Consider the following 24,496-nt stretch of genomic DNA (forward strand, 5'->3'; position numbering starts at 1 on the left):
CGTTTGCGCCGCTCGATTGTGGGTCAAACAGCCGATGATCTCCGAGGCCCGCCGATTTTTCATACACTTCGCGCCGTTTTGTGATTCCGAGCTTGCCGGAGGCAGCGCATGAAATTCCGTTTCCCGATTGTCATCATCGACGAGGACTACCGTTCCGACAATACCTCAGGACTGGGTATCCGCGCGCTCGCGCAGGCCATCGAGGCAGAAGGCTTCGAGGTGCTGGGCGTCACCAGCTATGGCGATCTGAGCCAGTTCGCACAGCAGCAAAGCCGTGCCAGCGCTTTCATCCTTTCAATCGACGACGAGGAGTTCACGCTTGGCGCCGGGCAGGACCCGATCGTGCACAGCCTGCGCTCCTTCATCGGGGAAGTGCGGCGCAAGAACGCCGACGTGCCGATCTACATCTATGGCGAGACCAAGACCAGCCGCCACCTGCCCAACGACATCCTGCGCGAACTGCACGGCTTCATCCACATGTTCGAGGACACGCCGGAGTTCGTCGCGCGCCACATCATCCGCGAGGCCAAGAGCTACCTGGAAACCATCCAGCCGCCGTTCTTCAAGGCGCTGCTGGACTACGCCGAGGACGGCTCCTATTCATGGCATTGCCCGGGGCATTCGGGCGGCGTGGCCTTCCTCAAGAGCCCGATCGGCCAGATGTACCACCAGTTCTACGGCGAGAACATGCTGCGCGCCGACGTGTGCAACGCGGTGGAGGAGCTGGGCCAGCTGCTGGACCACAACGGCGCGATTGGCGAATCGGAACGCAACGCGGCGCGCATCTTCAATGCCGACCACTGCTTCTTCGTGACCAATGGCACCAGCACGAGCAACAAGATGGTGTGGCACCACACGGTGGCGCCGGGCGACGTGGTGGTGGTGGACCGCAACTGCCACAAGTCCATCCTGCACAGCATCATCATGACCGGGGCGATCCCGGTGTTTTTGAAGCCCACGCGCAACCACTTCGGCATCATCGGGCCGATTCCGCAAAGCGAATTCGAGCCCGCGACCATCCAGGCCAAGATCCGCGCCAACCCGCTGCTCAAGGGCGTCGATGCGAAGAAGGTGCGCCCGCGCATCCTCACGCTCACGCAATCCACCTACGACGGCGTGCTCTACAACACCGAAACCATCAAGGGGCTGCTTGACGGCTACGTGGACAACCTGCACTTTGACGAAGCCTGGGTGCCGCACGCGGCTTTCCACCCCTTCTACGGCAACTACCACGCGATGGGCAAGAAGCGCGCGCGGCCCAGGCAATCGGTGGTGTATGCCACACAGTCCATCCACAAGCTGCTCGCGGGCATCAGCCAGGCCAGCCACGTGCTGGTGCAGGACAGCCAGACCACCAAGCTCGACCGGCACCTCTTCAACGAGGCCTACCTGATGCACACCAGTACCTCGCCGCAGTACAGCATCATCGCCAGTTGCGACGTGGCGGCGGCGATGATGGAGCCGCCCGGCGGCACGGCGCTGGTGGAGGAATCCATCATCGAGGCGCTGAACTTCCGCCGCGCCATGCGCAAGGTGGAGCAGGAATTCGGCAAGGGCGACTGGTGGTTCAAGGTCTGGGGACCTGAAAAAATCGCCGAGGAAGGCATAGGCCGCGCCGAGGACTGGATCATCCGCAGCGACGGCAAGGGCAAGAAGAACGGCAGCAAGTGGCACGGCTTCGGCGATCTGGCCGACGGCTTCAACATGCTGGATCCGATCAAATCCACCATCGTCACGCCGGGGCTGGATCTGGACGGCAAATTCCACAAGGTGGGCATCCCGGCCAGCATCGTCACCAAGTATCTGGCCGAGCACGGCGTGGTGGTGGAAAAGACCGGGCTCTACAGCTTCTTCATCATGTTCACCATCGGCATCACCAAGGGCCGCTGGAACACCATGCTGACGGCGCTGCAGCAGTTCAAGGACGATTACGAGAAGAACCACCCGATGTGGCGCATCCTGCCCGAGTTCTGCCAGCAGCACCGGCGCTACGAGCACATGGGCCTGCGCGATCTGTGCCAGCACGTGCACGAGCTTTACGCACGCTACAACGTGGCACGCCTCACGACCGAGATGTACCTCTCGCCGCTCACGCCGGCGATGAAGCCGAGCGACGCCTTTGCCCACATCGCCGCGCGCAAGACCGAGCGGGTGGAGATCGACCAGCTCGAAGGGCGCGTGACGACCAGCCTGATCACGCCCTACCCGCCCGGCATTCCGCTGCTGATTCCGGGCGAGGTATTCAACCGAAAAATCGTCGACTACCTGAAGTTCGCGCGTGAGTTCTCGCGCCTGTGCCCGGGGTTCGAGACCGATATCCACGGACTGGTGGAGATCGAGGATGAGAATGGCACGGTGCGCTACTTTGCCGATTGCGTGGCTTGAGGGCTAAAATTGCAGCCATTTCCCAGTCAACAAGGGCGAGAAAGGCAGATTCGGTTATGACACCGCGAACTACCACGGAGATGCAATTCAGCCAACGCGGCTGACGGTTCGCGCCTGTCCGGAAACCTGCTTCACCCTGCCAGCGCGGACCGAGTTCCGCGCTTTTTGTTGTCTTGACTCCCTATTCCAAGGATCACGCCATGCTTGAGATCACGCTTCCCGACGGCTCGCAGCGCCAGTTTCCCGGACCCGCCACGGTGGCCGAGGTGGCGGCATCGATTGGTGCCGGCCTGGCCAAGGCGGCCATCGCCGGCAAGGTGAACGGCAAGGTGGTGGACACGGGCTTTTCCATCACCAGCAACAGCGCGGTCTCCATTCTCACGGCCAAGGATGCCGAGGGCCTGGAGGTCATCCGCCACTCGACGGCCCACCTGCTGGCCTACGCCGTCAAGGAACTGTTCCCCGATGCCCAGGTGACGATAGGCCCGGTGATCGAAGACGGCTTTTATTACGACTTCGCGTACAAGCGCCCGTTCACGCCCGAAGATCTGGCTGCGATTGAAAAGCGCATGGCCGAACTCGCCGCCAAGGACGAGCCCGTGGTGCGTCGCGTGCTGCCGCGCGACGAGGCCGTGGCGTATTTCAAGGGCCTGGGCGAGCACTACAAGGCCGAGATCATCGCCAGCATTCCCGCGGGCCAGGACGTGAGCCTGTACCGCGAAGGCGGCTTCGAAGACCTGTGCCGCGGCCCGCACGTACCTTCCACGGGCAAGCTCAGGCATTTCAAATTGATGAAGGTCGCGGGCGCCTACTGGCGCGGCGACCACCGCAACGAGATGCTGCAGCGCATCTACGGCACGGCCTGGGCCAGCAAGGAGGATCTGCAGAATTACCTCACGATGCTGGAAGAGGCGGAAAAGCGCGACCATCGGCGCCTGGGCCGCGAGCTCGATCTTTTCCACATCGACGAGCATTCGCCCGGCACGGTGTTCTGGCATCCGCGCGGCTGGGCCATCTGGCAGGAGGTGGAGCAATACATGCGGCAGGTGTACCGCGACAACGGCTACCAGGAAGTGAAGGCGCCGCAGATTCTGGACAAGGGCCTGTGGGAGAAGACCGGGCACTGGGACAAGTACCGCGAAAACATGTTCACGACCGAGAGCGAAAAGCGCGACTACGCCTTGAAGCCCATGAACTGCCCCGGCCACATCCTGATCTTCAAGCAGGGCGTCAAGAGCTACCGCGACCTGCCGCTGCGCTACGGCGAATTCGGCCAGTGCCACAGGAACGAACCCACGGGCGGCCTGCACGGCATCATGCGCGTGCGCGCCTTCACGCAGGACGACGGCCACATTTTCTGCACCGAAGACCAGATCCACAGCGAGGTGCTGGCGTTCACGCGCGTACTGCAGAAGGTGTATGCCGACTTCGGTTTCAAGGACATCATCTACAAGATCGCCACCCGGCCAGACGCACGCATTGGCTCGGACGAGGTCTGGGACAAGGCGGAAGCCGCGCTGATCGAGAGCCTGAACGCCTCGGGTTGCAGCTACGAAATTTCCCCCGGTGAAGGCGCGTTCTACGGCCCCAAGATCGAGTACACGCTCAAGGATGCCATCGGCCGGCAATGGCAGTGCGGCACGATCCAGGTGGACTTTTCCATGCCCGAACGGCTGGACGCCGAATACGTGGGCGAAGACGGCGCACGCCACCGCCCGGTGATGCTGCACCGCGCCATCGTCGGCAGCCTGGAGCGTTTCATCGGCATCCTGATCGAGCAGCACGCGGGCGCCCTGCCCGTCTGGCTCGCACCAGTGCAGATTGCGGTGCTCAACATCACCGACGCGCAGGCCGACTACTGTCGCGAAATTGCCGCACAACTGCAAAAAGCACTGCCGCATCAAGACCTTAGGGTAGTGACGGTACTCGGCAACCAAAAGATTACGTATAAAATACGCGAGCAGGCGATGCAAAAGCCGCCCTATATCCTCGTCGCTGGCGACAAGGAAAAGGCGGCGGGAGCAGTCGCAGTGCGCGCCCGGGGCAACGTGGATCTCGGCGTGATGTCCCTCGACGCTTTCGTCGAACGAATCGCACGGGACATCGCCTCCAAAGCTTGAATTCAAGTGGTCAAACCACGCTTTGGTGCGCGCCGGATGTGCGTGAGCGGCTACGCTTTTCGTAGTCAAACTGAATTGAGGTGAAAACCATCGCTACTGAATTCCGTGACCGTCGTCACCGCGAGGAACGCAAGCACCGGCTCAACCGTGAGATCATGGCCCCCGAGGTACGCCTGACCGGGCCGGACAACGAAGCCATAGGCGTCGTGAGCCTGCAGGAAGCCCTGCGCATGGCCGGCGACCTGGATGTGGATCTGGTCGAAATCGCCGCCACGGCCAACCCGCCCGTCTGCCGCCTGATGGATTACGGCAAGTTCAAGTACCAGGAACAGAAGAAGGCGGCCGAGGCCAAGGCCAAGCAGACCGTCATCGACATCAAGGAAGTGAAGTTCCGCCCCGGCACCGACGATGGCGACTACAACATCAAGCTGCGCAACATCCGCCGGTTTCTGGCCGATGGCGACAAGATCAAGGTCACGCTGCGTTTTCGCGGCCGCGAGATCACGCACCAGAACCTGGGTCTGGCGCTGCTCAACCGGCTGCGCGACGAGCTCGCGGACAGCATTCTGGTCGAGCAATTCCCCAAGCTGGAAGGGCGCCAGATGGTGATGATGATCGCCCCGGCGCGCAAAAAGGCAGCCGCCCCGGCAAAAGCACCTGCGCCCGGCAGCACGACGGCCGCCGCATGAGGCCGGAAATGGAATCGAATGTGGCGCGGCAGCTTGCTGCAGCGCCAACAGGCAGTGTGGTGAACGCACTGCCGCACGGGCAGCGCCGCGAGGCCTGATCGTCAAAAGTGGCTCGGGGCCTGCAAGGGTGCGCAAGGTTGCGCACACGCCTCACGAGCACAAATGAAGAGGAGCATGCAAATGCCCAAAATGAAGACCAAGAGCGGCGCGAAGAAGCGTTTCCGCGTTCGTCCAGGGGGCACCGTCAAGCGGGGCCAGGCGTTCAAGCGCCACATCCTGACCAAGAAGAGCACCAAGAACAAGCGCCAGTTGCGTGGCATGGTCGGGGTGCACGACGGCGACATGGGCTCCATCGCCAAGATGATGCCCATGGCCGGTCTGTAATTCACTGACGAACAAGGAGAAAACACATGTCTCGCGTCAAACGTGGTGTTACGGCTCGCGCCCGCCATAAAAAGGTTCTCGCTCTCGCCAAGGGCTTTCGCGGTCGCCGCGGCAACGTCTTCCGCATCGCCAAGCAGGCGGTGATGAAGGCGGGCCAGTACGCCTACCGTGACCGCCGCAACAAGAAGCGCGTGTTCCGCCGTTTGTGGATCACCCGCATCAACGCGGCCGTGCGTGCGCAAGGACTGACCTACAGCCAGTTCACCAACGGACTGAAGAAGGCCATGATCGAGATCGACCGCAAGATGCTGGCCGATCTCGCGGTGCACGACGAAGCCGCCTTCAACGGCATCGTGGAGCAGGTCAAGGCCAAGCTGGCAGCCTGAGTCGGCACGCAATTGCTATTTTAAACGTAGTAATTCGCGCACTCCCCACGAGGGCCAGAGCTTGCAAAGGCACTGGCCCTCGTTTTTATTTGCGAAGTTGTCATGAACGATTTGGATACCCTGGTTGAAAGCGCCCGTACGCAATTTGCCGCCGCCAGTGCGCCCCACGATCTGGAAAACGCCAAGGCGCAATTCATCGGCAAGTCAGGGCGCCTGACCGAGCTGATGAAAGGCATGGCGCAGCTCTCGCCCGAGGAAAAGCGTACGCGCGGCGCCGCCATCAACCAGGCCAAGCAGGCCATCGAGGCGGCCTTGAACGAGCGCCGCCAGACGCTGCAGGATGCCGAGCTCGAAGCCCATCTGAAGGCCGAGGCGCTGGACGTGACGCTGCCAGGGCGCCAGCGCGGGCGCGGTGGCCTGCACCCGGTGACGCTCACCATGGAGCGCATCGAGGGCATCTTCGGCTCCATGGGTTTTGACGTGACCGACGGCCCGGAGATCGAGACCGACTGGTTCAGCTTCACCTCGCTGAACAACCCGCCCAACCACCCGGCGCGCTCGATGCAGGACACCTTCTACATCGACGGCAACGGCGCCGACGGCCTGCCGCTGAACCTGCGCCCGCACACCAGCCCGATGCAGGTGCGCTATGCCCACGCCCACGTGCGCAGGTACGGCAAGGGTTTTGATCCGCGCTCGGGCCGGCTCTACGACGGCCCCATGCCCGACATCCGGGTGATCGTGCCGGGGCGCACCTACCGCGTCGATTCCGACGCCACGCACTCGCCGATGTTCCACCAGTGCGAAGGCCTGTGGCTGGGCGAGAACGTGAGCTTCAGCGACCTCAAGACCATCTTCACCGGTTTTTGCCGCACCTTTTTCGAAAACGGCGACCTGGTGCTGCGTTTTCGCCCGAGCTTCTTCCCCTTCACCGAGCCCAGCGCCGAGATCGACATCCAGTTCCCCTCCGGGCCGCTGGCCGGCAGGTGGCTGGAGGTGGCCGGTTCGGGCCAGGTGCATCCCAACGTGGTGCGCCACATGGGGCTCGATCCCGAGCGCTACATCGGCTTCGCCTTCGGCATGGGGCCGGATCGCCTGACCATGCTGCGCTACGGCGTGAACGACCTGCGGCTGTTCTTCGATGGCGACATCCGCTTCCTGTCGCAATTTGAATAAGCAAAAAGAGGAGCATTCAGCGCTCGTCTCTGGCCATTTTCAATGTGGTTTACATTTGGAATCGGCTTCCATCCAGCGCGAACAGCTCCTGTATCGAGAGCACCCAAGAGAAACCGACCATGCAATTTCCTGAATCCTGGCTGCGCGAATTCTGCAACCCGCCCCTCACCACCGAGCAGCTGGCCGACACGCTGACCATGGCCGGGCTGGAGGTGGAAGAGACCCGGCCGGTCGCTCCGCCCTTCTCCAGAATCGTCGTGGGCGAGATCAAGCAAGCGCTGCAGCATCCCAACGCCGACCGCCTGCGCGTGTGCCAGGTGGACGTGGGCGCCGCAGAGCTTCTCACCATCGTCTGCGGCGCGCCGAATGCGCGCGCGGGTATCCGCGTGCCCTGCGCGCTGGTGGGCGCCGAACTGCCGCCGGGCGAGGACGGCAAGCCGTTTCACATCAAGGTGGGCAAGCTGCGCGGCGTGGAGAGCCGCGGCATGCTGTGCTCGGCGCGCGAGCTCCAGCTCTCCGAGGACCACGGCGGGCTGTTCGAACTCGCGGCCGACGCGCCGCTGGGGCAGAATATCCGCGAACACCTGCGGCTGGACGACACCCTGTTCACGCTCAAGCTCACGCCCAACCTCGGACATTGCCTGAGCGTGCATGGCGTGGCGCGCGAAGTGGCGGCGCTCACCGGCACGCCGCTCAAGACGCCGCAGTTCCCGAAGATCGCACCGACCAACGCCGACCAGCTTCCCGTGGCGATCGAAGCCACCGACCTGTGCGGACGCTTCTCCGGCCGCGTGGTGCGCGACATCAACCCGCGCGCCCAGACGCCGCAGTGGATGGTCGAGCGCCTGGCGCGCTGCGGGCAGCGCAGCGTGTCGCCGCTGGTGGACATCTCCAACTACGTGATGTTCGAGCTCGGCCGCCCGACGCACATCTTTGATCTCGAAAAGATCGAAGGCGGCCTCGCCGTGCGCTGGGGCCGCGCGGGCGAACAGCTCAAGCTGCTGAGCGGCGCCACCGTCACGGTCGATGACCAGGTGGGCGTGATCGCCGACCGCAACGGCCTGGAATCGCTCGCCGGCATCATGGGCGGCGACGCCACCGCCGTGAGCGACGGCACGCGCCACATCTTCATCGAGGCCGCCTTCTGGTGGCCCGAAGCCATTGCCGGGCGCTCGCGCCGCTTCAACTTCTCCACCGACGCCGGCCACCGCTTCGAGCGCGGCGTCGATCCGGCCCTCACCGTGGAGCACATCGAGCGCATCACCGGGCTCGTCATCGCCATCTGCGGCACGCCCGCCACCACCTGCGGCCCCATCACCGACCAGCACACCGCCATGGCCGCGCCCGCGCCCGTGGCGCTGCGCGTGGCGCGGGCCGCCAAGGTCATAGGCATGCCGCTCACCCAGGCGCAGTGCGCCGATGCGCTCGCGCGGCTGGGCCTGCCGCTCACGCAGGGCGAAGGCACGATCACCGTCGCCCCGCCCAGCTACCGCTTCGACCTGCGCATCGAGGAAGACCTGATCGAGGAAGTGGCCCGCATCATCGGCTACCAGAATCTGCCTTCGGCCGCGCCGCTGGGCCGCACCGCGCCGCGCCTGCGCGCCGAGAGCCAGCGCGGACGCTACGCGGTACGCCGCGAGATGGCCGCGCTCGGCTACCAGGAAACCATCAACTTCAGCTTCGTCGAGGAACGCTGGGAACGCGAGCTGGCGGCCAACGACACGCCGATCCGTCTGCTCAATCCCATCGCCAGCCAGATGGGCGTGATGCGCTCCACGCTGCTCGGCTCGCTGCTGCAGGCGCTCAAGTTCAACCTGGATCGCAAGGCCGCGCGCGTGCGGCTCTTCGAGGTGGGCCGCATCTACCGGCGCGATGCCAGCGTGGCGGATACCGACACCACTGTGCAGGGCTACGCCCAGCCGGTGCACATCGCCGCCCTGGCGCATGGCAGCGCCAGCGCCCTTCAGTGGGGAACGAAAGAGCGCGCCGTGGATTTTTACGACGCCAAAGGCGACGTGGAGGCACTGCTGTCCCCCCTGACGCCCACCTTTCAGGCCGCCGAACACCCGGCGATGCACCCGGGGCGCTGCGCAAGCGTGTCACTGGATGGAAAGGTGATCGGCCACGTCGGCGAGCTGCACCCGCGCTGGCGCCAGTCATGGGGCCTGGCCCAGCCCCCCGTGTTGTTCGAACTCGACTTCGACGCCGTGCTGCAGCGCAAGGTGCCCGCCTTCACGTCGGTGGCGCGACTGCAGCATGTGGAACGCGACATTGCCGTCGTCGTGGCCGAGCGCATCACCCACCAGCAGGTCCTGCAGGCGGCGCAGGGCGCACTGGCCGCCGATCTCCTGCGCTCCTGCGTCCTGTTCGACGTCTTTCGCCCGCAGGGAGGTGCCTCCTCCGGCAGCATCGCGAGCGGCGAGAAAAGCCTGGCGATCCGCCTGACGCTGGAAAGCGGCAATGCCACCCTCACCGATGCCGCCATCGATGCCGCCGTCCAGCAGGTACTGCAGGCGCTGGCGCAACAAACAGGAGCCCGACTGCGATGAATCAACCCGCCGCGCCCTTCGAGATCGAACTCGCCGTCGAGAGCCTGGAGACACCGGCGCTCACGAAAGCGCATCTGGCCGAATTGCTGTTCGAGCAGATCGGCCTGAACAAACGGGAGGCCAAGGACATGGTGGACGCGTTTTTCGACCTGATCGTCGAAAGCCTGGCACGCGGCGAAGACGTCAAGCTGTCCAACTTCGGAAATTTCCAGATACGCACCAAGGCTCCGCGCCCGGGGCGCAATCCGCGCACCGGCGAGGTGATACCCATCGAGGCGCGGCGCGTGGTGACCTTCCATGCAAGCAACAAACTCAAGGAGCAACTGCAGGAGTAAGGCGGCTTCCCGCCATGGCGCCGCCTGTCGATGACTGCCTGCGGTACCCTATGTGGCTTGTGGCGCATCCTTTGATCTGACCGACATGAGTTCCGTGCTGCCCGCGATCCCCGCAAAACGCTATTTCACCATTGGCGAAGTGGCTGAACTGTGCAACGTCAAGGCCCATGTGCTGCGCTATTGGGAGCAGGAATTTTCACAGCTGCGGCCCATGAAGCGCCGCGGCAACCGGCGCTACTACCAGCACCATGAAGTGCTGATGATTCGGCGCATCCGCGATCTGCTGTACGAACAGGGCTTCACCATCAGCGGGGCGCGCAATCGGCTCCAGGAGCTGGCCCATGTGCCCACGGCGTCCGCGGTTCTCGCCACGCCCGAAGCGGCTGGCGCCACCCTGCCGCCACTGACGCCGGAGCAGATGCGCACCGAGCTCGAAGAAATCCGCAGATTGCTGCTGGACCAGTGACAGTCACGCTACAATTGCACGCTTCGGCGTGTAGCGCAGCCTGGTAGCGCACTTGCATGGGGTGCAAGGGGTCGCGAGTTCGAATCCCGCCACGCCGACCATACCTGGAGAGGGGTTGCAACTGTTGAAGTTGCAACCCCTTTTGCGTGCACTCGGAAACCACAGAGGTGAAGCACTGCGGGAGAGCCGCGCAACAGCACACGCCGGCTGAAGCACTCATCCAACCCGCTTTTGCACCCGCCCAGCCTGAGCAAAAGGTTTGGAAAACCCATGCTTCTGAATGCACTCCGGGAATTCTTCGCAGGCTTTCTGCGCACGCGCCACATCACACGGCACTTCCGGCGCCTGGCGCTGCTGGAGACGCTGGCGCGCCCTGACGCCAGCCGCGAACTGCCTGCCGCTCTCGGGCGCGCACTGGTCTCCGCGGCGCGCAGCGAAAGCGTCGAGCTGCTCACTCGCCTTGGCAGCCGCGAGGTGGGTTTGCCCGAGCCTCAGGCTGATCTGGTGCGCGCCCACGTCGGCCCCAATCAAATCGAGCAGGAAAAGCCGCTGTCCTGGCAGCGCCATCTATGGCACTGCTACAGCAACCCCTTCAACCTGCTGCTGACGCTGCTGGCGCTGGTGTCCCTGGCCACGGCGGACATGCAGGCTGCCACGGTCATCGGCGCCATGGTGCTCATCTCGACGCTCCTGCGCTTCTGGCAGGAGGGCAAGTCCAACCGGGCTGCCGAAGCGCTGAAAAGTCTGGTCAGCAACACCACCACCGTTCTGCGCCCGGACGACAGCGGCTCCGCCCGCCGCCTGGAACTGCCCATTCAGCAACTGGTGCCGGGCGATGTGATCGCACTGTCCGCAGGCGACATGATCCCGGCCGACTGCCGGATTCTGAACGCCAAGGACCTGTTCGTGGCACAGGCCGCCATGACGGGGGAGTCTCTCCCGGTCGAAAAATTTGCGATCCAGCGCGACCTCGAGACCGTCAACGCGCTGCAGCTGGACAACATCCTGTTCATGGGCACCAATGTGGTCTCCGGCAGCGCCCATGCCCTGGTGCTGACCACCGGCAACGCAACGTATTTCGGCGCCCTGGCCAGCCGCATGAGCGCCACGGAGCGCGCGCCCACCTCGTTCCAAAGCGGCGTCAACCGCGTGAGCTGGCTGTTGATCCGCTTCATGCTGGTCATGGCACCAGCCGTGCTTTTCATCAACGGGTTCACCAAGGGCGACTGGATGGAGGCGCTGCTGTTTGCGCTCTCCGTCGCCGTCGGGCTCACGCCCGAAATGCTGCCGATGATCGTCACCTCCACGCTGGCCAAGGGAGCGGTGTTCCTCTCGCGCAAGAAGGTGATCGTCAAACGGCTGGATGCCATCCAGAACTTCGGCGCGATGGATGTGCTGTGCACCGACAAGACCGGCACGCTGACGCAGGATCGAATCTTTCTTGCACGCCACGTCGACGTCTGGGGCGAAGAATCCGATGAAGTGCTGGAGCTCGCCTACCTCAACAGCTACCACCAGACCGGCCTGAAAAACCTGCTGGACGTGGCAGTGCTGGAACACGCGGAAATGCAGCGCAAGCTCAGCCCGGCGAACCACTACCGCAAGGTCGATGAAATCCCGTTCGATTTCAGCCGCCGGCGGATGTCGGTGGTCGTGGCCACGCAGGCGCAGCAACACCTGCTCATCACCAAGGGGGCCGTCGAGGAAATTCTCTCTGTCTGCACCCGCGTTCGCCACGGCAGCGAAGAGGAGGTGCTCACCGCCGCGTTGCTTGAACGCATCCGCGCGGTGACTGCCACGCTCAACGAAGACGGCCTGCGCGTCGTGGCCGTCGCGGCCAGGGAGATGCCCCCCGCGCGCGAGGTCTATGGCCGCGCGGATGAAAGCGGGCTCGTGCTGATCGGCTATGTGGCCTTTCTGGATCCGCCCAAGGAATCCACCGCTCCCGCGCTCAAGGCCCTGGCGGCGCACGGCATCGCCGTCAAGGTGCTGACCGGCGACAACGAGCGCGTCACGGCCAAGATCTGCCGTGAAGTCGGGCTGGCGCAGCAAGGTCTGCTGGTGGGCGATGAAGTCGAGCGCCTGAGCGATGCCGAGCTTGCCCGCGCGGTGGAAGAGCACAACGTTTTTGCCCGCCTCACGCCCGCGCACAAGGAGCGCATCGTCTGCCAGCTCAAGGCGGGCGGGCACGTGGTCGGCTTTGTCGGCGACGGCATCAACGATGCCCCTGCGCTGCGCGCCGCGGACATCGGCATTTCGGTGGACAGCGCCGTGGACATCGCCAAGGAGGCGGCCGACATCATCCTGCTCGAAAAAAGCCTGATGGTGCTCGAACAGGGAGTGCAGGAAGGCCGGCGCACCTTCGCCAACATGCTCAAGTACATCAAGATGACGGCCAGTTCCAACTTCGGCAATGTCTTCTCGGTGCTGATCGCCTCGGCGGCTTTGCCTTTCCTGCCGATGCTGCCGATGCAGTTGCTGGTGCTCAACCTGCTGTACGACATCTCGCAGATCGTCATTCCGCTGGACCACGTGGACGAAGAAATGCTGCTGCTTCCACAGCGCTGGCAGCCCGGCGACATCGGCCGCTTCATGCTTTTCTTCGGGCCGCTGAGTTCGGTCTTCGACATCATCACCTTCGCGATGATGTGGTTCGTCTTCGGCGCGAACACGCCCGAGCGGCAGACGCTGTTTCAATCAGGCTGGTTTGTCGTGAGCCTGCTCACGCAGACGCTGATCGTGCACATGATCCGCACCCCGAAGATCCCCTTCGTGCAGAGCCGCCCCGCGAATGCGCTGCTGGCGATGACCGGAATCATCGTGTGCATCGGCCTTTTCTTGCCCGAAGGACCACTGGCCGACTATTTCAAGCTGCAGCCGCTGCCCTGGCTTTACTTCGTGCTGCTGCCGTTCATCGTCTTCGGCTATGTGGCGCTGACCCAGGCCATGAAGGGGTTTTACCGCCGCCGCTGGGGATGGCAGTAAACCCACCCAATGGGGCTCGCCCTTAAAATCTGCTGCACTGCGATACAGCCTGCCTCCGCAGGCGATTGCCTCAAGGAGACAACGGTGCCAGAAAATACCGCCCCCCAGGAATCCAAAACCGCGCCGCGGATCATCAAGAAATACCCGAACCGGCGGCTCTACGACACATCCACGTCCACCTACATCACGCTGGCCGAAGTGCGCCAGCTGGTGATCGACGGCGCGCAGGTCGCGGTGCGCGACGCCAAATCGGGCGAGGACCTCACGCGCTCCATCCTGCTGCAGATCATCCTGGAAGAAGAAGCCGGCGGCGCCCCGATGTTCAGCGAGGCGGCTCTTGCCAACATCATCCGCTTCTACGGTCATGCGATGCAGGGCTTCATGGGCGCCTACCTCGAAAAGAACGTGCAGATGTTCACCGAGGTGCAGGCCAAACTCGCGCAGCAGACCAAGACCATCACGCCCGAGATGTGGAACCACTTCATGAGCCTGCAATCGCCCATGATGCAGAGCCTGATGGGCAGCTACGTGGAGCAGTCCCAGACGGTCTTTCAACATCTTCAGGAACAGATGAACAAGCAGACCGAGCAAATGCTGGGGGCTTTCGGGATCAAGCCGCGCTGATGTGCCATCGCCCCGGCGGCGATCGGGAGCGAAAAACCGGGTTCAGGCATCCAAGCGATATTGATGTTACCCTTTTTGGCTCCGGCCTTTCTCGTCAGACCATCCCATGAACCGAATCGACCCTGCCCTGCTCACGACGCCGCAAAAGCCCTTTTCTCTCGCTCGGCGCTTTGAGCTGAGGACCGACAGCCCGGAAGATTTCCGCCAGCGGCTGCGCCACTATTTCACGCAGACTTTTGACTGCACTGAATCGCTTTTCCGCACCCTGGCCTGCGAAGACGCCTGGTATCAGCGGCCGATCACGCTGCGCCATCCGCTGATTTTCTATTACGGCCATGTGGCCACGTTCTTCACCAACAAGCTGCTGCTCACGCGCATGATCAGCGAGCGCATCGATCCGCACCTTGAATCCATCTTCGCCGTCGGCGTGGACGAGATGAGCTGGGATGACCTGAACGATGCCCACTACGACTGGCCCAGCATCGCCCGGGTGCAGGACTACCGCAACAAGGTACGGGCGATGGTTCTGAACCTCATTGATCACGCGCCGCTCACCCTGCCGGTGAACTGGGAAAACCCGTGGTGGGCAATCGTGATGGGGGTGGAGCATGAGCGCATCCATATAGAAACCTCCTCCGTGCTGATGCGCCAGCATCGCCTGGACCGGGTGCGGCCGCAGGCGGACTGGCCCGTCTGCAGCGATGGCGGCAAGGCGCCGCACAACACCCTGGTCGATATTGCCCAGGGGCATGTACGGCTGGGCAAGCCGTTTGACAGCCCGCGTTACGGCTGGGACAACGAATACGGCCGCCACGAGGCCGACGTGCCGGCCTTCCAGGCCAGCCGCCTGCTGGTGAGCAACGGCGAATTCCTGGCCTTCGTGCAAGCCGGCGGCTACGCCAGCGATGATTGCTGGGACGATGAGGGGCAGCGCTGGCGCGACTTTGCCAAGGCCACGCACCCCACCTTCTGGGTACCGGATGGCGAGCATTGGCGGCTGCGCCTGCTGGCGCAGGAAATCCCCATGCCGTGGAACTGGCCGGTGGAAGTCAACTGCCTGGAAGCACGCGCCTTCTGCCGCTGGAAGGCGGCCGAAACCGGCCAGAGCGTGCGTCTGCCCACGGAGGACGAATGGCACCGCATCCTGGCGACGAGCGAATGGGAGCCGCCCTCGGCACAACCGGCCGATGCCAATCTCTACCTCGAACACTGGGCCTCTCCCTGTCCCGTGGATCGCTTCGAGCATGGGCCGCTCTGCGATGCCGTCGGCAACGTGTGGCAGTGGACCGAAACACCGACTTACCCGTTCGAAGGCTTCAAGACCCATCCGATCTATGACGATTTCACCACGCCCACGTTTGACGACCGGCACAACCTGATCAAGGGCGGCTCCTGGATTTCGGCCGGCAACGAGGCCGAGCCCGAATCACGCTACGCCTTCAGGCGCCATTTCTTCCAGCACGCCGGTTTTCGCTACGTGGTGGCGGACGCTCCCGTCGTTCCGCTGGCATCGCTTTATGAAACCGATGATCTGGTGACCCAGTACATGGAATTCCATTTTGGCGCCGAGTATTGGGGCGTACCCAACTTCCCCAAGGCGCTGGCGCAAATCGCCATCGAGGCCACAGGCGCGGGAGCGCACCGCCGCGCCCTGGATCTGGGCTGCGCCGTAGGGCGCGCCACCTTCGAGCTTGCCCGGCACTTCGATGGCGTCGTGGGCATGGATTTCTCGGCCCGCTTCATCGACCAGGGCGTGGCGCTGGCACGCGGCGACACCGTGCGCTACACCGCGACGGAAGAAGGTGATCTGGTGGAATACAAGGCGGCAAACCTTGCCGACCTGGGCCTTGCGGACACGGCCGCCCGCGTGCAGTTCTGGCAAGGCGACGCCTGCAATCTGAAGCCGCAGTTTTCCGGCTACGACCTGATCCTTGCGGCCAATCTGATCGACAGGCTCTACGAGCCCGCGCACTTCCTGCAGATGATCCATGAGCGCCTGAACGTCGGCGGCATCCTCATGATTACCTCGCCCTACACCTGGCTCACCGAACACACGCCGCGCGAGAAATGGCTGGGCGGCTTCAAGAAGGATGGCGAGAGCTGGCGCACGCTCGATGCCCTCAAGCTCTCGCTGGGCGCGCACTTCGTGCTGCAGGGCGAACCGCGGGACGTGCCCTTCGTCATCCGCGAAACCAGGCGCAAATTTCAGCACACGCTCGCGCAGGCAACGATCTGGAAACGCGTGCGCTGAAATCCTCGCTGGCAAAGCAGCGAGTAGGGGCTTGAAGACACGCCACTGCGCGCGTCGTCGCATCGTCCTACCCTGCAGTCAACATTCGGACAGGAACCTTCATGGCGGACCTTGCATTTGAAGACCGCGCCACCGGCGCATTGATCGGTGCCCTCATCGGCGACGCGCTGGCCGTCGGCCCGCACTGGTATTACAACCTGGACGAACTGCGCACCGCCTACGGCCCGTGGATCAGTGGCTACACCACACCCAAGCCCGGGCGCTACCACGAGGGACTCAAGGCCGGCGAATCATCCCAGGCGGGCGTGCTGCTGGAGCTCACCATGCGCTCGCTCGCCGAGCGCGGACAGTACGACGAAGCCGATTTCTGCCGGCGGCTGGACCACGATTTCTTCCCGCGGATCGACGGCACGCCCAACCATGGACCGGGCGGCTACACCAGCCAGTCCATCCGCGAAACCTACCGGCTGCGCGTCACGCTGGGCAGACCCTGGGGGCAGACCAGCGGCTGGGCCGACACGACGGAAGCCGCCGAGCGGGTGCTGGCGATCGCCGTGCGCGACGCCAGGAACGTCGGTGCGCTGGCCGAGCATGTGAGCAGCAATACCGCGCTCACGCAATGCGACGGCGTGGTCGGCGCGATGACGACGGCCTACGGCCTGGCGCTGGGCCTGCTGGTACAAGGCGAGCGCTTTGACGGGCAGATCACGGACAAGCTGATGCAGCGCGTGCGCGCCGGCGCGCTGCCGTTTCACAGCGTGACCAAGGAAGGCGAGGACGCCGTGCCTGACGGACCCGAGCGTGCGCGCAAACCCGGGCAGTATCCATCGCCCGATGCGCTCATCGGCATGGGGCAGATAGCAGGTGCCGCGATCGATCCGGCGGTACGCATAGAGCCCGCGTGGAAGGTATCCGAGGTCTACGGCATGCCTTGCGCGGTGTACCACCAGTTCCCCGCGGCCTACCACCTGGCGGCGCGGTTTGCCGATGACTATGAGGCGGCGGTGCTCAACGCCGTCAACGGCGGCGGGCAGAACCAGGCGCGCGCCATCCTCACCGGCGCCCTGGTGGGCGCGATGGTGGGGGTGAGCGGCATCCCCAAGCGCTTCATCGAAGGTCTGGACCGGCACGAAGAGCGCCTGGCGCTGGCGCAGCGCATCGCAGCCCAGGCCAATGCCTGAAGGCCGGGAGAGCGTCGATGGTCACCGCCTATGACGTACGCCTGCTGCACAAGCAGGAGGTTGCCGAGAACACGCTGGAATTCACGCTGGAGAAACCCCAGGGGTTCGAGTACCGCGCCGGGCAGTTCGGCGACATGGTGCTGCCCGCCTCCACCGGCCTGACCGAGAGCAACAACAAGCACGGGTTTTCCTTTGCCAGCGCGCCGTTTGAAGACCGGCTGCGCATGACCACGCTGATGCGCGCGAGCGCCTTCAAGCAGGCGGCGGCCAAGGTGGCCGATGGCACCATGGTGCAGCTGTTGGCGCTCTGGGGCGAATTCGTGCTGCACAAGAACCCGGCAACACCCGCCGTGTTTCTCACTTCCGGCATCGGCATCACGCCGGTGCGCGGCATCATCGCGCAGGCCACGCACGAGAAGGCGCAGCACCGCATCACCCTCGTCTATGTGAACGAGCGACCCGGGCAGGCGGCGTATGACGCCGACTTCCGCCAGTTCGCCGTACGGAACCCACGCTTCACCTACGCGCCCGTCCTGGCCCCTGCGCTGGATGCCGCCGCGCTGCGCAGGCAGGCCGATGATCTGGCGCTGGCCCGCGTCTATATCTCCGGGCCGATCGCGACCGTCAACGCGCTGCGGGCCGTCGCGCTGGCGGCAGGCGCGGATGAAGACAATCTCCGCACCGAGGAATTCGAAGGGTATTGACTCAGAGCAGAACGGGTTCGTCGGGCAGTTCGTTAGCCGTGAATGCGCCAGGCTGGCGTGGAAAGCGCTCGACCAGCAGCGCGGAGATTTCCTCCAGCGCCTGCGTCAGGCCTTCCTCGAAGCGCCCGGCCTGCAGCGCCGCGCCCAGGCGCTGCACCATCGCATCCCACTGCGCCTGAGTGACCTGCGGCGCAAGACCGCGGTCGGCCACCAGCTCGATCGCATGCTCGGCCAGCAGCAGGTAGATCAGCACGCCGTTGTTGCGCTCGGTGTCCCAGACGGCAAGCCTGGAGAACATCATGAGCGCGCGCTGACGCCGCAGCCGCGCCATGGGCACGCCATGGCGCAGGTGGCGCCAGAGATAGCTCATCGGCAGGCTGCCTTCCATGCACAGGCGCACCTGCCCCGTGTGCCGCTGTTCGCTGGCCGCGACGCGCGCGCGCAGCCGCTGCAGCGCATCCGCGGGGACGGCGCGGCGCACCGAGCGCTCATCCATCCACCAATGGCGCCACAGGCGCAGCAGCGTCGTCAGCATGCTCACCAACTCCCGCTGGCGCCGCCGCCGCCGAAATCACCACCGCCACCGGAACTGAAGCCCCCGCCGCCGCCCGAGCCTCCTCCGAACCCCCCGCCACCAAAACCGCCATGCCCGCCGTAGCCGCCACGCGATGAGCGCGCAAGCCCGGGGCTGACGACCGCACTGAAGAGCGCAAACAGCATGGCGCCCAGTCCGACCAGCACGGCCAGCACCAGCCCGATGCCCAGCCAGAGTGCCAGCGCGCCGGCCCCGGCTCCCAACGCAAGCGATCCCAGATTGCGCCCCAGCACGCCGCGCAGCACGCTGCTGGCGAACGGCACGACAAACAGTCCCAGTACCAGCAGTTCCACGGGATCGAACGCGATGGACGACGGCGTGGAAGCGCCCCCGCCTGCCACGGGCGGAAGCGCCTCGCCACGGATGCGCGCGGCAAGCTGGTCCACCGCGCCGTCCAGCCCGGCGGCGTAGTCGCCCCGGCGAAAAGCCGGCGCCATCACCTCGCTGATGATGTGGCTGGCGGCGATATCGGGCACGGCACCCTCCAGCGTCTTGGCCACCTCGATGCGCACGCGCCTATCGTCCTTGGCCACCACGACGATCAGGCCATCGCCCACATTCCCGCGGCCCATCTTCCACGCATTGCCGATGCGGTTGGCGTAGGCGGCAATGTCTTCCGGTGCCGTGCCTGGCACCATGAGCAGCACCACCTGCGCGCCCTTGTCGCGCTCCAGGGCAGCGAGCTTGTGCTCCAGCGCCTCACGCTGCGGCGCACTGAGCGTGCCGGTCTGGTCTATCACATGGCCCGTGAGCAGGGGTACCGGCGGCAGGCCCTGCGCCCAGGAACCACAGAGCAAGCCAACCATCAAAAAGATAGCTGTCAGCGCTTTAAGCATAAGCGCCAGAGGCATTTTTATCTAAATATTTTGCTTACTTGGCCGTACCCGTGCCAAAGTCCACCCTGGGCGGCTTGCTGATTCCGGCTTCATCCGCGACGCCGAAATTCTCCTTGGGCGCATAGCCAAAGACCTTGGCCGTGAGGTTGGTCGGGAACTCGCGCGCCAGCACGTTGTAGGCCTTCACCGCATCGATATAGCGCCCGCGCGCCACGGCGATCCGGTTTTCCGTGCCCTCCAGCGCCACGCGCAGATCGGCGAACGCCTTGTTGGCCTTGAGGTCCGGATAGCGCTCCACCGTCACCATCAGGCGGCTGAGGGCGCTGCCCAGCTCACCTTGCGCGGCTTGGTATTTCTGGAAGGCCTGCGGGTCGTTCAGCAGTTCGGGCGTCACCTGGATGCTGGTGGCCTTGGCGCGCGCCTCGATGACCCTGGTGAGCGTCTCCTGCTCGAAATTCGCCTCGCCCTTGACGGTGGCCACCAGGTTGTCGATCAGATCGGCGCGGCGCTGGTACTGGTTGACGACCTCGCTCCAGGACGACTTGGTCGATTCATCCAGGCGCTGGAAGTCGTTGTAGCCGCAGCCCATCAGCAGGCTGGCCAGCAGCGCGGCCGCCATCAGTTGAAAAAAGCGCTTCATCACCGTTTCCTCAAGATCATGGCCACTCAACGCGGCATCGCTTCCTGCACTGCGCCGGCCTGCCAGACACGCCAGCGCAGCTCAAAGCCCTCGGGCACGAACACCACCACCGGCAGCTTGCTGTTGTAGCGCACCAGCAGCGGCTCGGCCTGCACAAAGCCGGGCCTGGCGCTGCCCGGCGGGCACATCATCATGGTGGAGAGCACGCGGCCCTGGCTGCCGAACACCCAGTAGGAATAGCCCCAGCCCTGCACCTCACGCGCCTCGAACCGGCCATCCATGCCGCGGCTGTTGCAATCGACCTGCGTGGTTTTGCCGCCTATCAATTCGAGTTTGTGCTCAGCCTCATCAGGCAGTCGCGGGAGTTCGATAACGTACCGCCGGTGGCCTGCCATCTCGCTGGGAAAGGCCTTGAGCTCCTTGGCGGCATCCGGATTGGAGGTGTTGGCCATGGGCTGCTGGGCGCAGGCTGCGAGCGCCGCGGCACCCAGCAGCAGCACCAGGCGGCGCTTTCCGAAATGATTTTTCATGGGAACGGCACTGTATCAGCCTGCCGCCAGCAGCGCGACGGCGCGCGCCTCCATCGCCAGGCCCTGCCCCACCGGCCCCAGGCGCTCGGCGGTCTTGGCCTTGACGCTCACGCAGCCCGCTTGCAGCCCCAGCACCTGGGCGATGCACTCGCGCATGGCGACGATATGCGGCGCCAGGCCCGGCGCCTGGGCGATCACGGTGCTGTCCACGTTGACGATCCGCCAGCCCTCGGCACGCACCGCCTGCGCCGCACCGGCCAGCAGCACGCGCGAATCGGCGCCCTTCCAGCGCGCATCGGTATCGGGAAAGTGGCTGCCGATGTCGCCCAGCGCCGCGGCGCCGAGCAAGGCATCGGTGATGGCATGCAGCAGCACATCGGCATCCGAGTGCCCGAGCAGTCCCGCCACGTGGTCGATGCGCACGCCGCCGATCACCAGCGGCCGGCCGGGTACCAGCGCGTGGATGTCCCAGCCTTCGCCTATGCGCAGAGATGTTGCAATTGGATTCATGTGGGGCTTGGGTGACAAATGACGGAATGACCTCGCTGCGCTCGATGACCCGCCGCTGGCGCGGCCGATGACGGCAGGCGGATACCTGGCGCACTGGTCATTTTGTCATTGCTGCCGCGCCAGCAGCAGTGCCTGGGCGACGGCGAAATCTTCTGGGTAGGTCACTTTCAGATTGAGTGCGCCGCCACGCACCAGCAAGGGTTGGCAGCCTGCCAGTTCCATCGCGCTGGCCTCGTCCGTGATGCCGGCAAAGCCGCCGGCCGCATGGGCTTGCAGCGCAGCGTGCAGGTGGCCAAGCCGGAACATCTGCGGCGTCTGCGCCAGCCATTTGCCGTCGCGCGCCATGGTCCGAACAGCACGCCCGCCCTGCACCACCTTGAGCGTGTCGGGCAGGGGCAGCGCCAGCAACCCGCCTTCATCGCTCTCAAGGCAGGCATCGATCAGCGCATCGACCAGTGCGGGCGTGACGAGGCAGCGTGCCGCATCGTGCACCAGCACCCACTCCGTATCGGCGGCGCCGCTGGCCCGCAGATGCACGAGACCGTTGAAGACACTCTCGGCACGCGTGGCACCGCCACAATGCGCAGCCTCCACACCCGGCTGCGCATCCAGCGTGGCATCGTCCGGCGCCACCACCACCAGCACGCGGCTGATCCGGCCCACCGCCGCCAGCGCTGCCAGGGTGTGCTGCACCAGCATGCGCCCGGCGAGCGGCTGGTACTGCTTGGGCCGTTGCGCGCCCGCGCGCGCGCCGCTGCCGGCGCAGGGGACGAGCGCGATCAGCCGCGGCGCCTCATTCATGAAGCAGAGACCACAGCCGCGCGGGGCTGAGCGGCATCTGCAGCCGTGGCGCCGCTTCAGCACGGCCATTGCGCGCAAGCGCATCGGCTATGGCATTGACCACGCACGGGGTGGCGCCAATGGTGCCGAGCTCGCCCACGCCCTTGACGCCCAGCAGATTGTTCGCGCAGGGGGTGGATTCATCCATTTCCATGTGGAACCCGCAGGCAAAATTCTGCGCACGCGGCGCGCAGTAATCCATCAGGCTGCCGGTGAGCAACTGTCCGGTTTCATCGTCGTACACCAGCCGCTCCATCAGTGCCTGGCCTATGCCCTGCACCGCACCGCCCACCAGCTGCCCGCGCACGATGGTAGGGTTCACCACGCGGCCGATGTCATTCACGCCGGTATACGCAACGACCTCCACCGTGCCGGTCTGCGGGTCAATCTCCACCTCGCTCACATGCGCCGCGTTGGGCCAGGTCGGCCCGGCCACGGTGTGGGTATGTTCGACGTAGATATGGCCGCCCGCCTGCTTGCCCGCCAGCGCAAACAGGTCGATGCTGCGGTCAGTGCCTGCCACGGTGAAACGCGCGGCCTCGTAGCGGATATCGGCCTCCGACACTTCGAGCTCCGAGGCGGCGAGCTTCCTGGCCTCGTCCACCGTGCGGCGCGCGCCCGTGAACATGGCCGAGCCGCCTGTGAACAAGGAGCGCGAACCCGCCGTGCCGAAGCCGTTGCCGCGGTCGGTATCGCCCAGCACCACGCGTACCTGTTCGATGGGAACACCAAACGCATCGACGACGAGCTGCGCCAGCGAGGTGGCGATACCCTGGCCCATCTGGTTCACGGCCGAGTACACCTCGATCACGCCGCTGGCCTGCACGTCGACGGTGACGCGCTCCTCAAACGCATTGCCTCCGGTCCATTCCAGAAACGTGGCGATGCCGAGCCCGCGCCACAGCCCGCGCGCCCTGGACTGCGCCACGCGCGCATCGAACCCCGCCCAGTCGGCCAGCGGCAGCGCCTGGTCCAGCACATGCTCGAAGCGCCCGGTGTCGTAGGTCTGGCCCATCGGGTTGGTGTAGGGCATCTGCTGCGGCCGGATGAAGTTGCGCCGGCGCAGCTGCACGCGGTCGATGCCGATCTGGCGCGCGGCCTCGTCCATGAGACGCTCGATGTTGAAGATCGCCTCCGGCCGGCCCGCCCCGCGGTAGGCGCCGGTGGGCGCCTGGTGGGTCAGCACGGCGCGGAAGTGGAAATCAATCACCGGCACGTGGTAGACGCTGGTCTGCACCCAGGGGCCTATCAGCAACTGGATGACCACGCCGGTGGTCAGCGCGTAGGCGCCGATATTGGCCAGCGAATGCACGCGCAGCGCGAGGATGGCGCCATCGGCATCCAGTGCCAGCTCGGCATGCGACTGCAGATCGCGCCCGTGCATGGACGAGAGGAATTCCTCGCTGCGGTCCGCCGCCCAGCGCACCGCCCCGCCGGTGGCGCGCGCCGCCCAGGCGATCACCGCATCCTCGGGGTAGGAGCCGGTCTTCATGCCAAAGCCCCCGCCCACATCGCCCACGCGCACGCGCACCACCTCGGGCGCCAGGCCGAGGGTGCGCGCCACATTGCCACGCACCGCCGTCGGCATCTGCGAGGAGATGTGCATGTCCAGCCGCGCCGCGGTCGCGTCCCAGGCCGCGCGCACGCTGCGCGGTTCCAGCGTGAGCGCGGCCACGCGCTGGTGCGTCAGATCCAGCGTGACCACATGCGCCGCGCGCGCGAACGCCGCAGCGGCGGCCTGCGCGTCGCCATGGCGTGCCTCGCAGGCGATGTTGTCCGGCGCCAGCGGCGTCACCGCCGCCTGTGCGCCAAGGGCTTGCTGCAACGTGGCCGCCGCGGGCAATGCCTCGTAATCCACCAGCACGGCCTCTGCCGCATCGCGTGCCTGCTGCTGCGTATCGGCCACCACCACCGCCAGTGCCTCACCGACGAAGCGCACCGTATCGACGGCCAGCGGATAGCGCTCCGGCGTGGCGCAGGCCGTTCCATCCGCACGCTGAAACGGTGCCCCGATCTGCATCGGCGGCACGCCCGCAGCCTTCAGGTCCGCGCCGCCGAACACCCCGCGCACACCGGGCATGGCGCGCGCCTGGGCGGCGTCCACGCTGCGAATGAGCGCATGCGCATGGGGTGAACGCACGAACACGGCCCAGCCATCGCCCGGCCGTTCCAGGTCGTCCACGTAATGGCCGCGGCCTTGCAGCAGCGCCGCATCTTCGACGCGCTGCACGGCGCGCCCGCTGCCAAAGCGCGTCGCAATGGGCGAGGTGGATTCAGTCATAAGGAAAATGCGCGGCCCCACGGGCCGCG

The 24,496-nt window shown here is 65.2% G+C and carries 21 protein-coding genes and 1 tRNA gene; 15 read left to right on the top strand and 7 right to left on the bottom strand.

Translation table 11 applies throughout. From position 1 onward, the window contains the following. Positions 1 to 108 precede the first annotated feature (108 nt). The 15 genes from K320_RS0106390 (at position 109) to K320_RS0106460 (ending at position 18,235) form a co-directional block, all read left to right on the top strand. Positions 109 to 2,385: an arginine/lysine/ornithine decarboxylase gene (locus K320_RS0106390; protein WP_029695873.1), complete on the top strand. Its 2,277-nt coding sequence runs from the start codon at positions 109 to 111 to the stop codon at positions 2,383 to 2,385. 200 nt (positions 2,386 to 2,585) lie between these two features. Further along, positions 2,586 to 4,505, top strand: coding sequence for a threonine--tRNA ligase (gene thrS, locus K320_RS0106395; protein WP_024538007.1), 1,920 nt, complete (start codon positions 2,586 to 2,588; stop codon positions 4,503 to 4,505). Between the two features lie 80 nt (positions 4,506 to 4,585). Then, complete coding sequence (infC, locus tag K320_RS0106400) at positions 4,586 to 5,194, top strand: translation initiation factor IF-3 (RefSeq protein ID WP_084301183.1); 609 nt, start codon at positions 4,586 to 4,588, stop codon at positions 5,192 to 5,194. A 180-nt stretch (positions 5,195 to 5,374) separates the two neighbouring features. Next, positions 5,375 to 5,578, top strand: a complete 204-nt coding sequence (gene rpmI / locus K320_RS0106405; protein WP_024538009.1) for a 50S ribosomal protein L35 — start codon at positions 5,375 to 5,377, stop codon at positions 5,576 to 5,578. A gap of 26 nt (positions 5,579 to 5,604) precedes the next feature. Beyond that, positions 5,605 to 5,964, top strand: coding sequence for a 50S ribosomal protein L20 (gene rplT / locus K320_RS0106410; protein ID WP_024538010.1), 360 nt, complete (start codon positions 5,605 to 5,607; stop codon positions 5,962 to 5,964). Between the two features lie 102 nt (positions 5,965 to 6,066). Further along, positions 6,067 to 7,140 carry a phenylalanine--tRNA ligase subunit alpha gene (gene pheS, locus K320_RS0106415; RefSeq protein WP_024538011.1) on the top strand — a complete coding sequence of 358 codons (1,074 nt, stop codon included), beginning with the start codon at positions 6,067 to 6,069 and terminating at the stop codon, positions 7,138 to 7,140. A gap of 119 nt (positions 7,141 to 7,259) precedes the next feature. Continuing rightward, positions 7,260 to 9,689, top strand: a complete 2,430-nt coding sequence (pheT, locus tag K320_RS0106420; RefSeq protein ID WP_024538012.1) for a phenylalanine--tRNA ligase subunit beta — start codon at positions 7,260 to 7,262, stop codon at positions 9,687 to 9,689. Continuing rightward, the gene (locus K320_RS0106425; protein WP_029695874.1) at positions 9,686 to 10,024 is read left to right on the top strand and encodes an integration host factor subunit alpha; all 339 of its coding nucleotides are present in this window, start codon (positions 9,686 to 9,688) and stop codon (positions 10,022 to 10,024) included. Before pheT ends, K320_RS0106425 begins: the two co-directional genes overlap by 4 nt. 85 nt (positions 10,025 to 10,109) lie before the next feature. Beyond that, on the top strand, positions 10,110 to 10,490 hold the full coding sequence (locus tag K320_RS0106430; RefSeq protein ID WP_024538014.1) for a MerR family transcriptional regulator: 381 nt from the start codon (positions 10,110 to 10,112) through the stop codon (positions 10,488 to 10,490). Between the two features lie 24 nt (positions 10,491 to 10,514). Next, positions 10,515 to 10,591, top strand: a tRNA-Pro gene (locus K320_RS0106435). A gap of 169 nt (positions 10,592 to 10,760) precedes the next feature. Beyond that, positions 10,761 to 13,475 (top strand): magnesium-translocating P-type ATPase, encoded by a 2,715-nt coding sequence (mgtA, locus tag K320_RS0106440; RefSeq protein WP_024538015.1) that lies wholly within the window; start codon positions 10,761 to 10,763, stop codon positions 13,473 to 13,475. Between the two features lie 84 nt (positions 13,476 to 13,559). Beyond that, positions 13,560 to 14,099, top strand: coding sequence for a polyhydroxyalkanoate synthesis repressor PhaR (gene phaR / locus K320_RS0106445; protein ID WP_024538016.1), 540 nt, complete (start codon positions 13,560 to 13,562; stop codon positions 14,097 to 14,099). Positions 14,100 to 14,205: 106 nt separating this feature from the next. Continuing rightward, positions 14,206 to 16,350, top strand: a complete 2,145-nt coding sequence (gene ovoA, locus K320_RS0106450; RefSeq protein ID WP_024538017.1) for a 5-histidylcysteine sulfoxide synthase — start codon at positions 14,206 to 14,208, stop codon at positions 16,348 to 16,350. A 101-nt stretch (positions 16,351 to 16,451) separates the two neighbouring features. Beyond that, a complete protein-coding gene (locus tag K320_RS0106455; RefSeq protein WP_024538018.1) occupies positions 16,452 to 17,531 on the top strand; it encodes an ADP-ribosylglycohydrolase family protein in 1,080 nt (359 codons plus the stop codon). A 17-nt stretch (positions 17,532 to 17,548) separates the two neighbouring features. Continuing rightward, on the top strand, positions 17,549 to 18,235 hold the full coding sequence (locus K320_RS0106460; protein ID WP_024538019.1) for an FAD-dependent oxidoreductase: 687 nt from the start codon (positions 17,549 to 17,551) through the stop codon (positions 18,233 to 18,235). A gap of 1 nt (position 18,236) precedes the next feature. Here K320_RS0106460 and K320_RS0106465 read toward each other — a convergent pair whose 3' ends face one another. The 7 genes from K320_RS0106465 to K320_RS0106495 all read right to left on the bottom strand — a co-directional run bounded on the left by K320_RS0106465 (position 18,237) and on the right by K320_RS0106495 (position 24,467). Continuing rightward, the gene (locus K320_RS0106465; protein ID WP_024538020.1) at positions 18,237 to 18,770 is read right to left on the bottom strand and encodes a TPM domain-containing protein; all 534 of its coding nucleotides are present in this window, start codon (positions 18,768 to 18,770) and stop codon (positions 18,237 to 18,239) included. A 2-nt stretch (positions 18,771 to 18,772) separates the two neighbouring features. Beyond that, entirely contained in the window at positions 18,773 to 19,636 is an 864-nt protein-coding gene (locus tag K320_RS0106470; protein ID WP_245593831.1) for a TPM domain-containing protein, read from the bottom strand. A gap of 64 nt (positions 19,637 to 19,700) precedes the next feature. Then, a complete protein-coding gene (locus tag K320_RS0106475) occupies positions 19,701 to 20,306 on the bottom strand; it encodes a LemA family protein (protein ID WP_024538022.1) in 606 nt (201 codons plus the stop codon). 26 nt (positions 20,307 to 20,332) lie between these two features. Beyond that, positions 20,333 to 20,836 carry an ecotin family protein gene (locus tag K320_RS0106480; protein ID WP_024538023.1) on the bottom strand — a complete coding sequence of 168 codons (504 nt, stop codon included), beginning with the start codon at positions 20,834 to 20,836 and terminating at the stop codon, positions 20,333 to 20,335. Positions 20,837 to 20,851: 15 nt separating this feature from the next. Beyond that, positions 20,852 to 21,346: a 2-C-methyl-D-erythritol 2,4-cyclodiphosphate synthase gene (gene ispF, locus K320_RS19465; protein ID WP_029695875.1), complete on the bottom strand. Its 495-nt coding sequence runs from the start codon at positions 21,344 to 21,346 to the stop codon at positions 20,852 to 20,854. A gap of 105 nt (positions 21,347 to 21,451) precedes the next feature. Then, positions 21,452 to 22,147, bottom strand: a complete 696-nt coding sequence (ispD, locus tag K320_RS19470; RefSeq protein WP_024538025.1) for a 2-C-methyl-D-erythritol 4-phosphate cytidylyltransferase — start codon at positions 22,145 to 22,147, stop codon at positions 21,452 to 21,454. After that, complete coding sequence (locus tag K320_RS0106495) at positions 22,140 to 24,467, bottom strand: xanthine dehydrogenase family protein molybdopterin-binding subunit (protein ID WP_024538026.1); 2,328 nt, start codon at positions 24,465 to 24,467, stop codon at positions 22,140 to 22,142. Before K320_RS0106495 ends, ispD begins: the two co-directional genes overlap by 8 nt. Between the last annotated feature and the right edge of the window lie 29 nt (positions 24,468 to 24,496).

Origin of the sequence: Comamonas badia DSM 17552, from assembly GCF_000484635.1 — a bacterium.
Classification (GTDB): Bacteria; Pseudomonadota; Gammaproteobacteria; order Burkholderiales; family Burkholderiaceae_C; genus Comamonas_C; species Comamonas_C badia.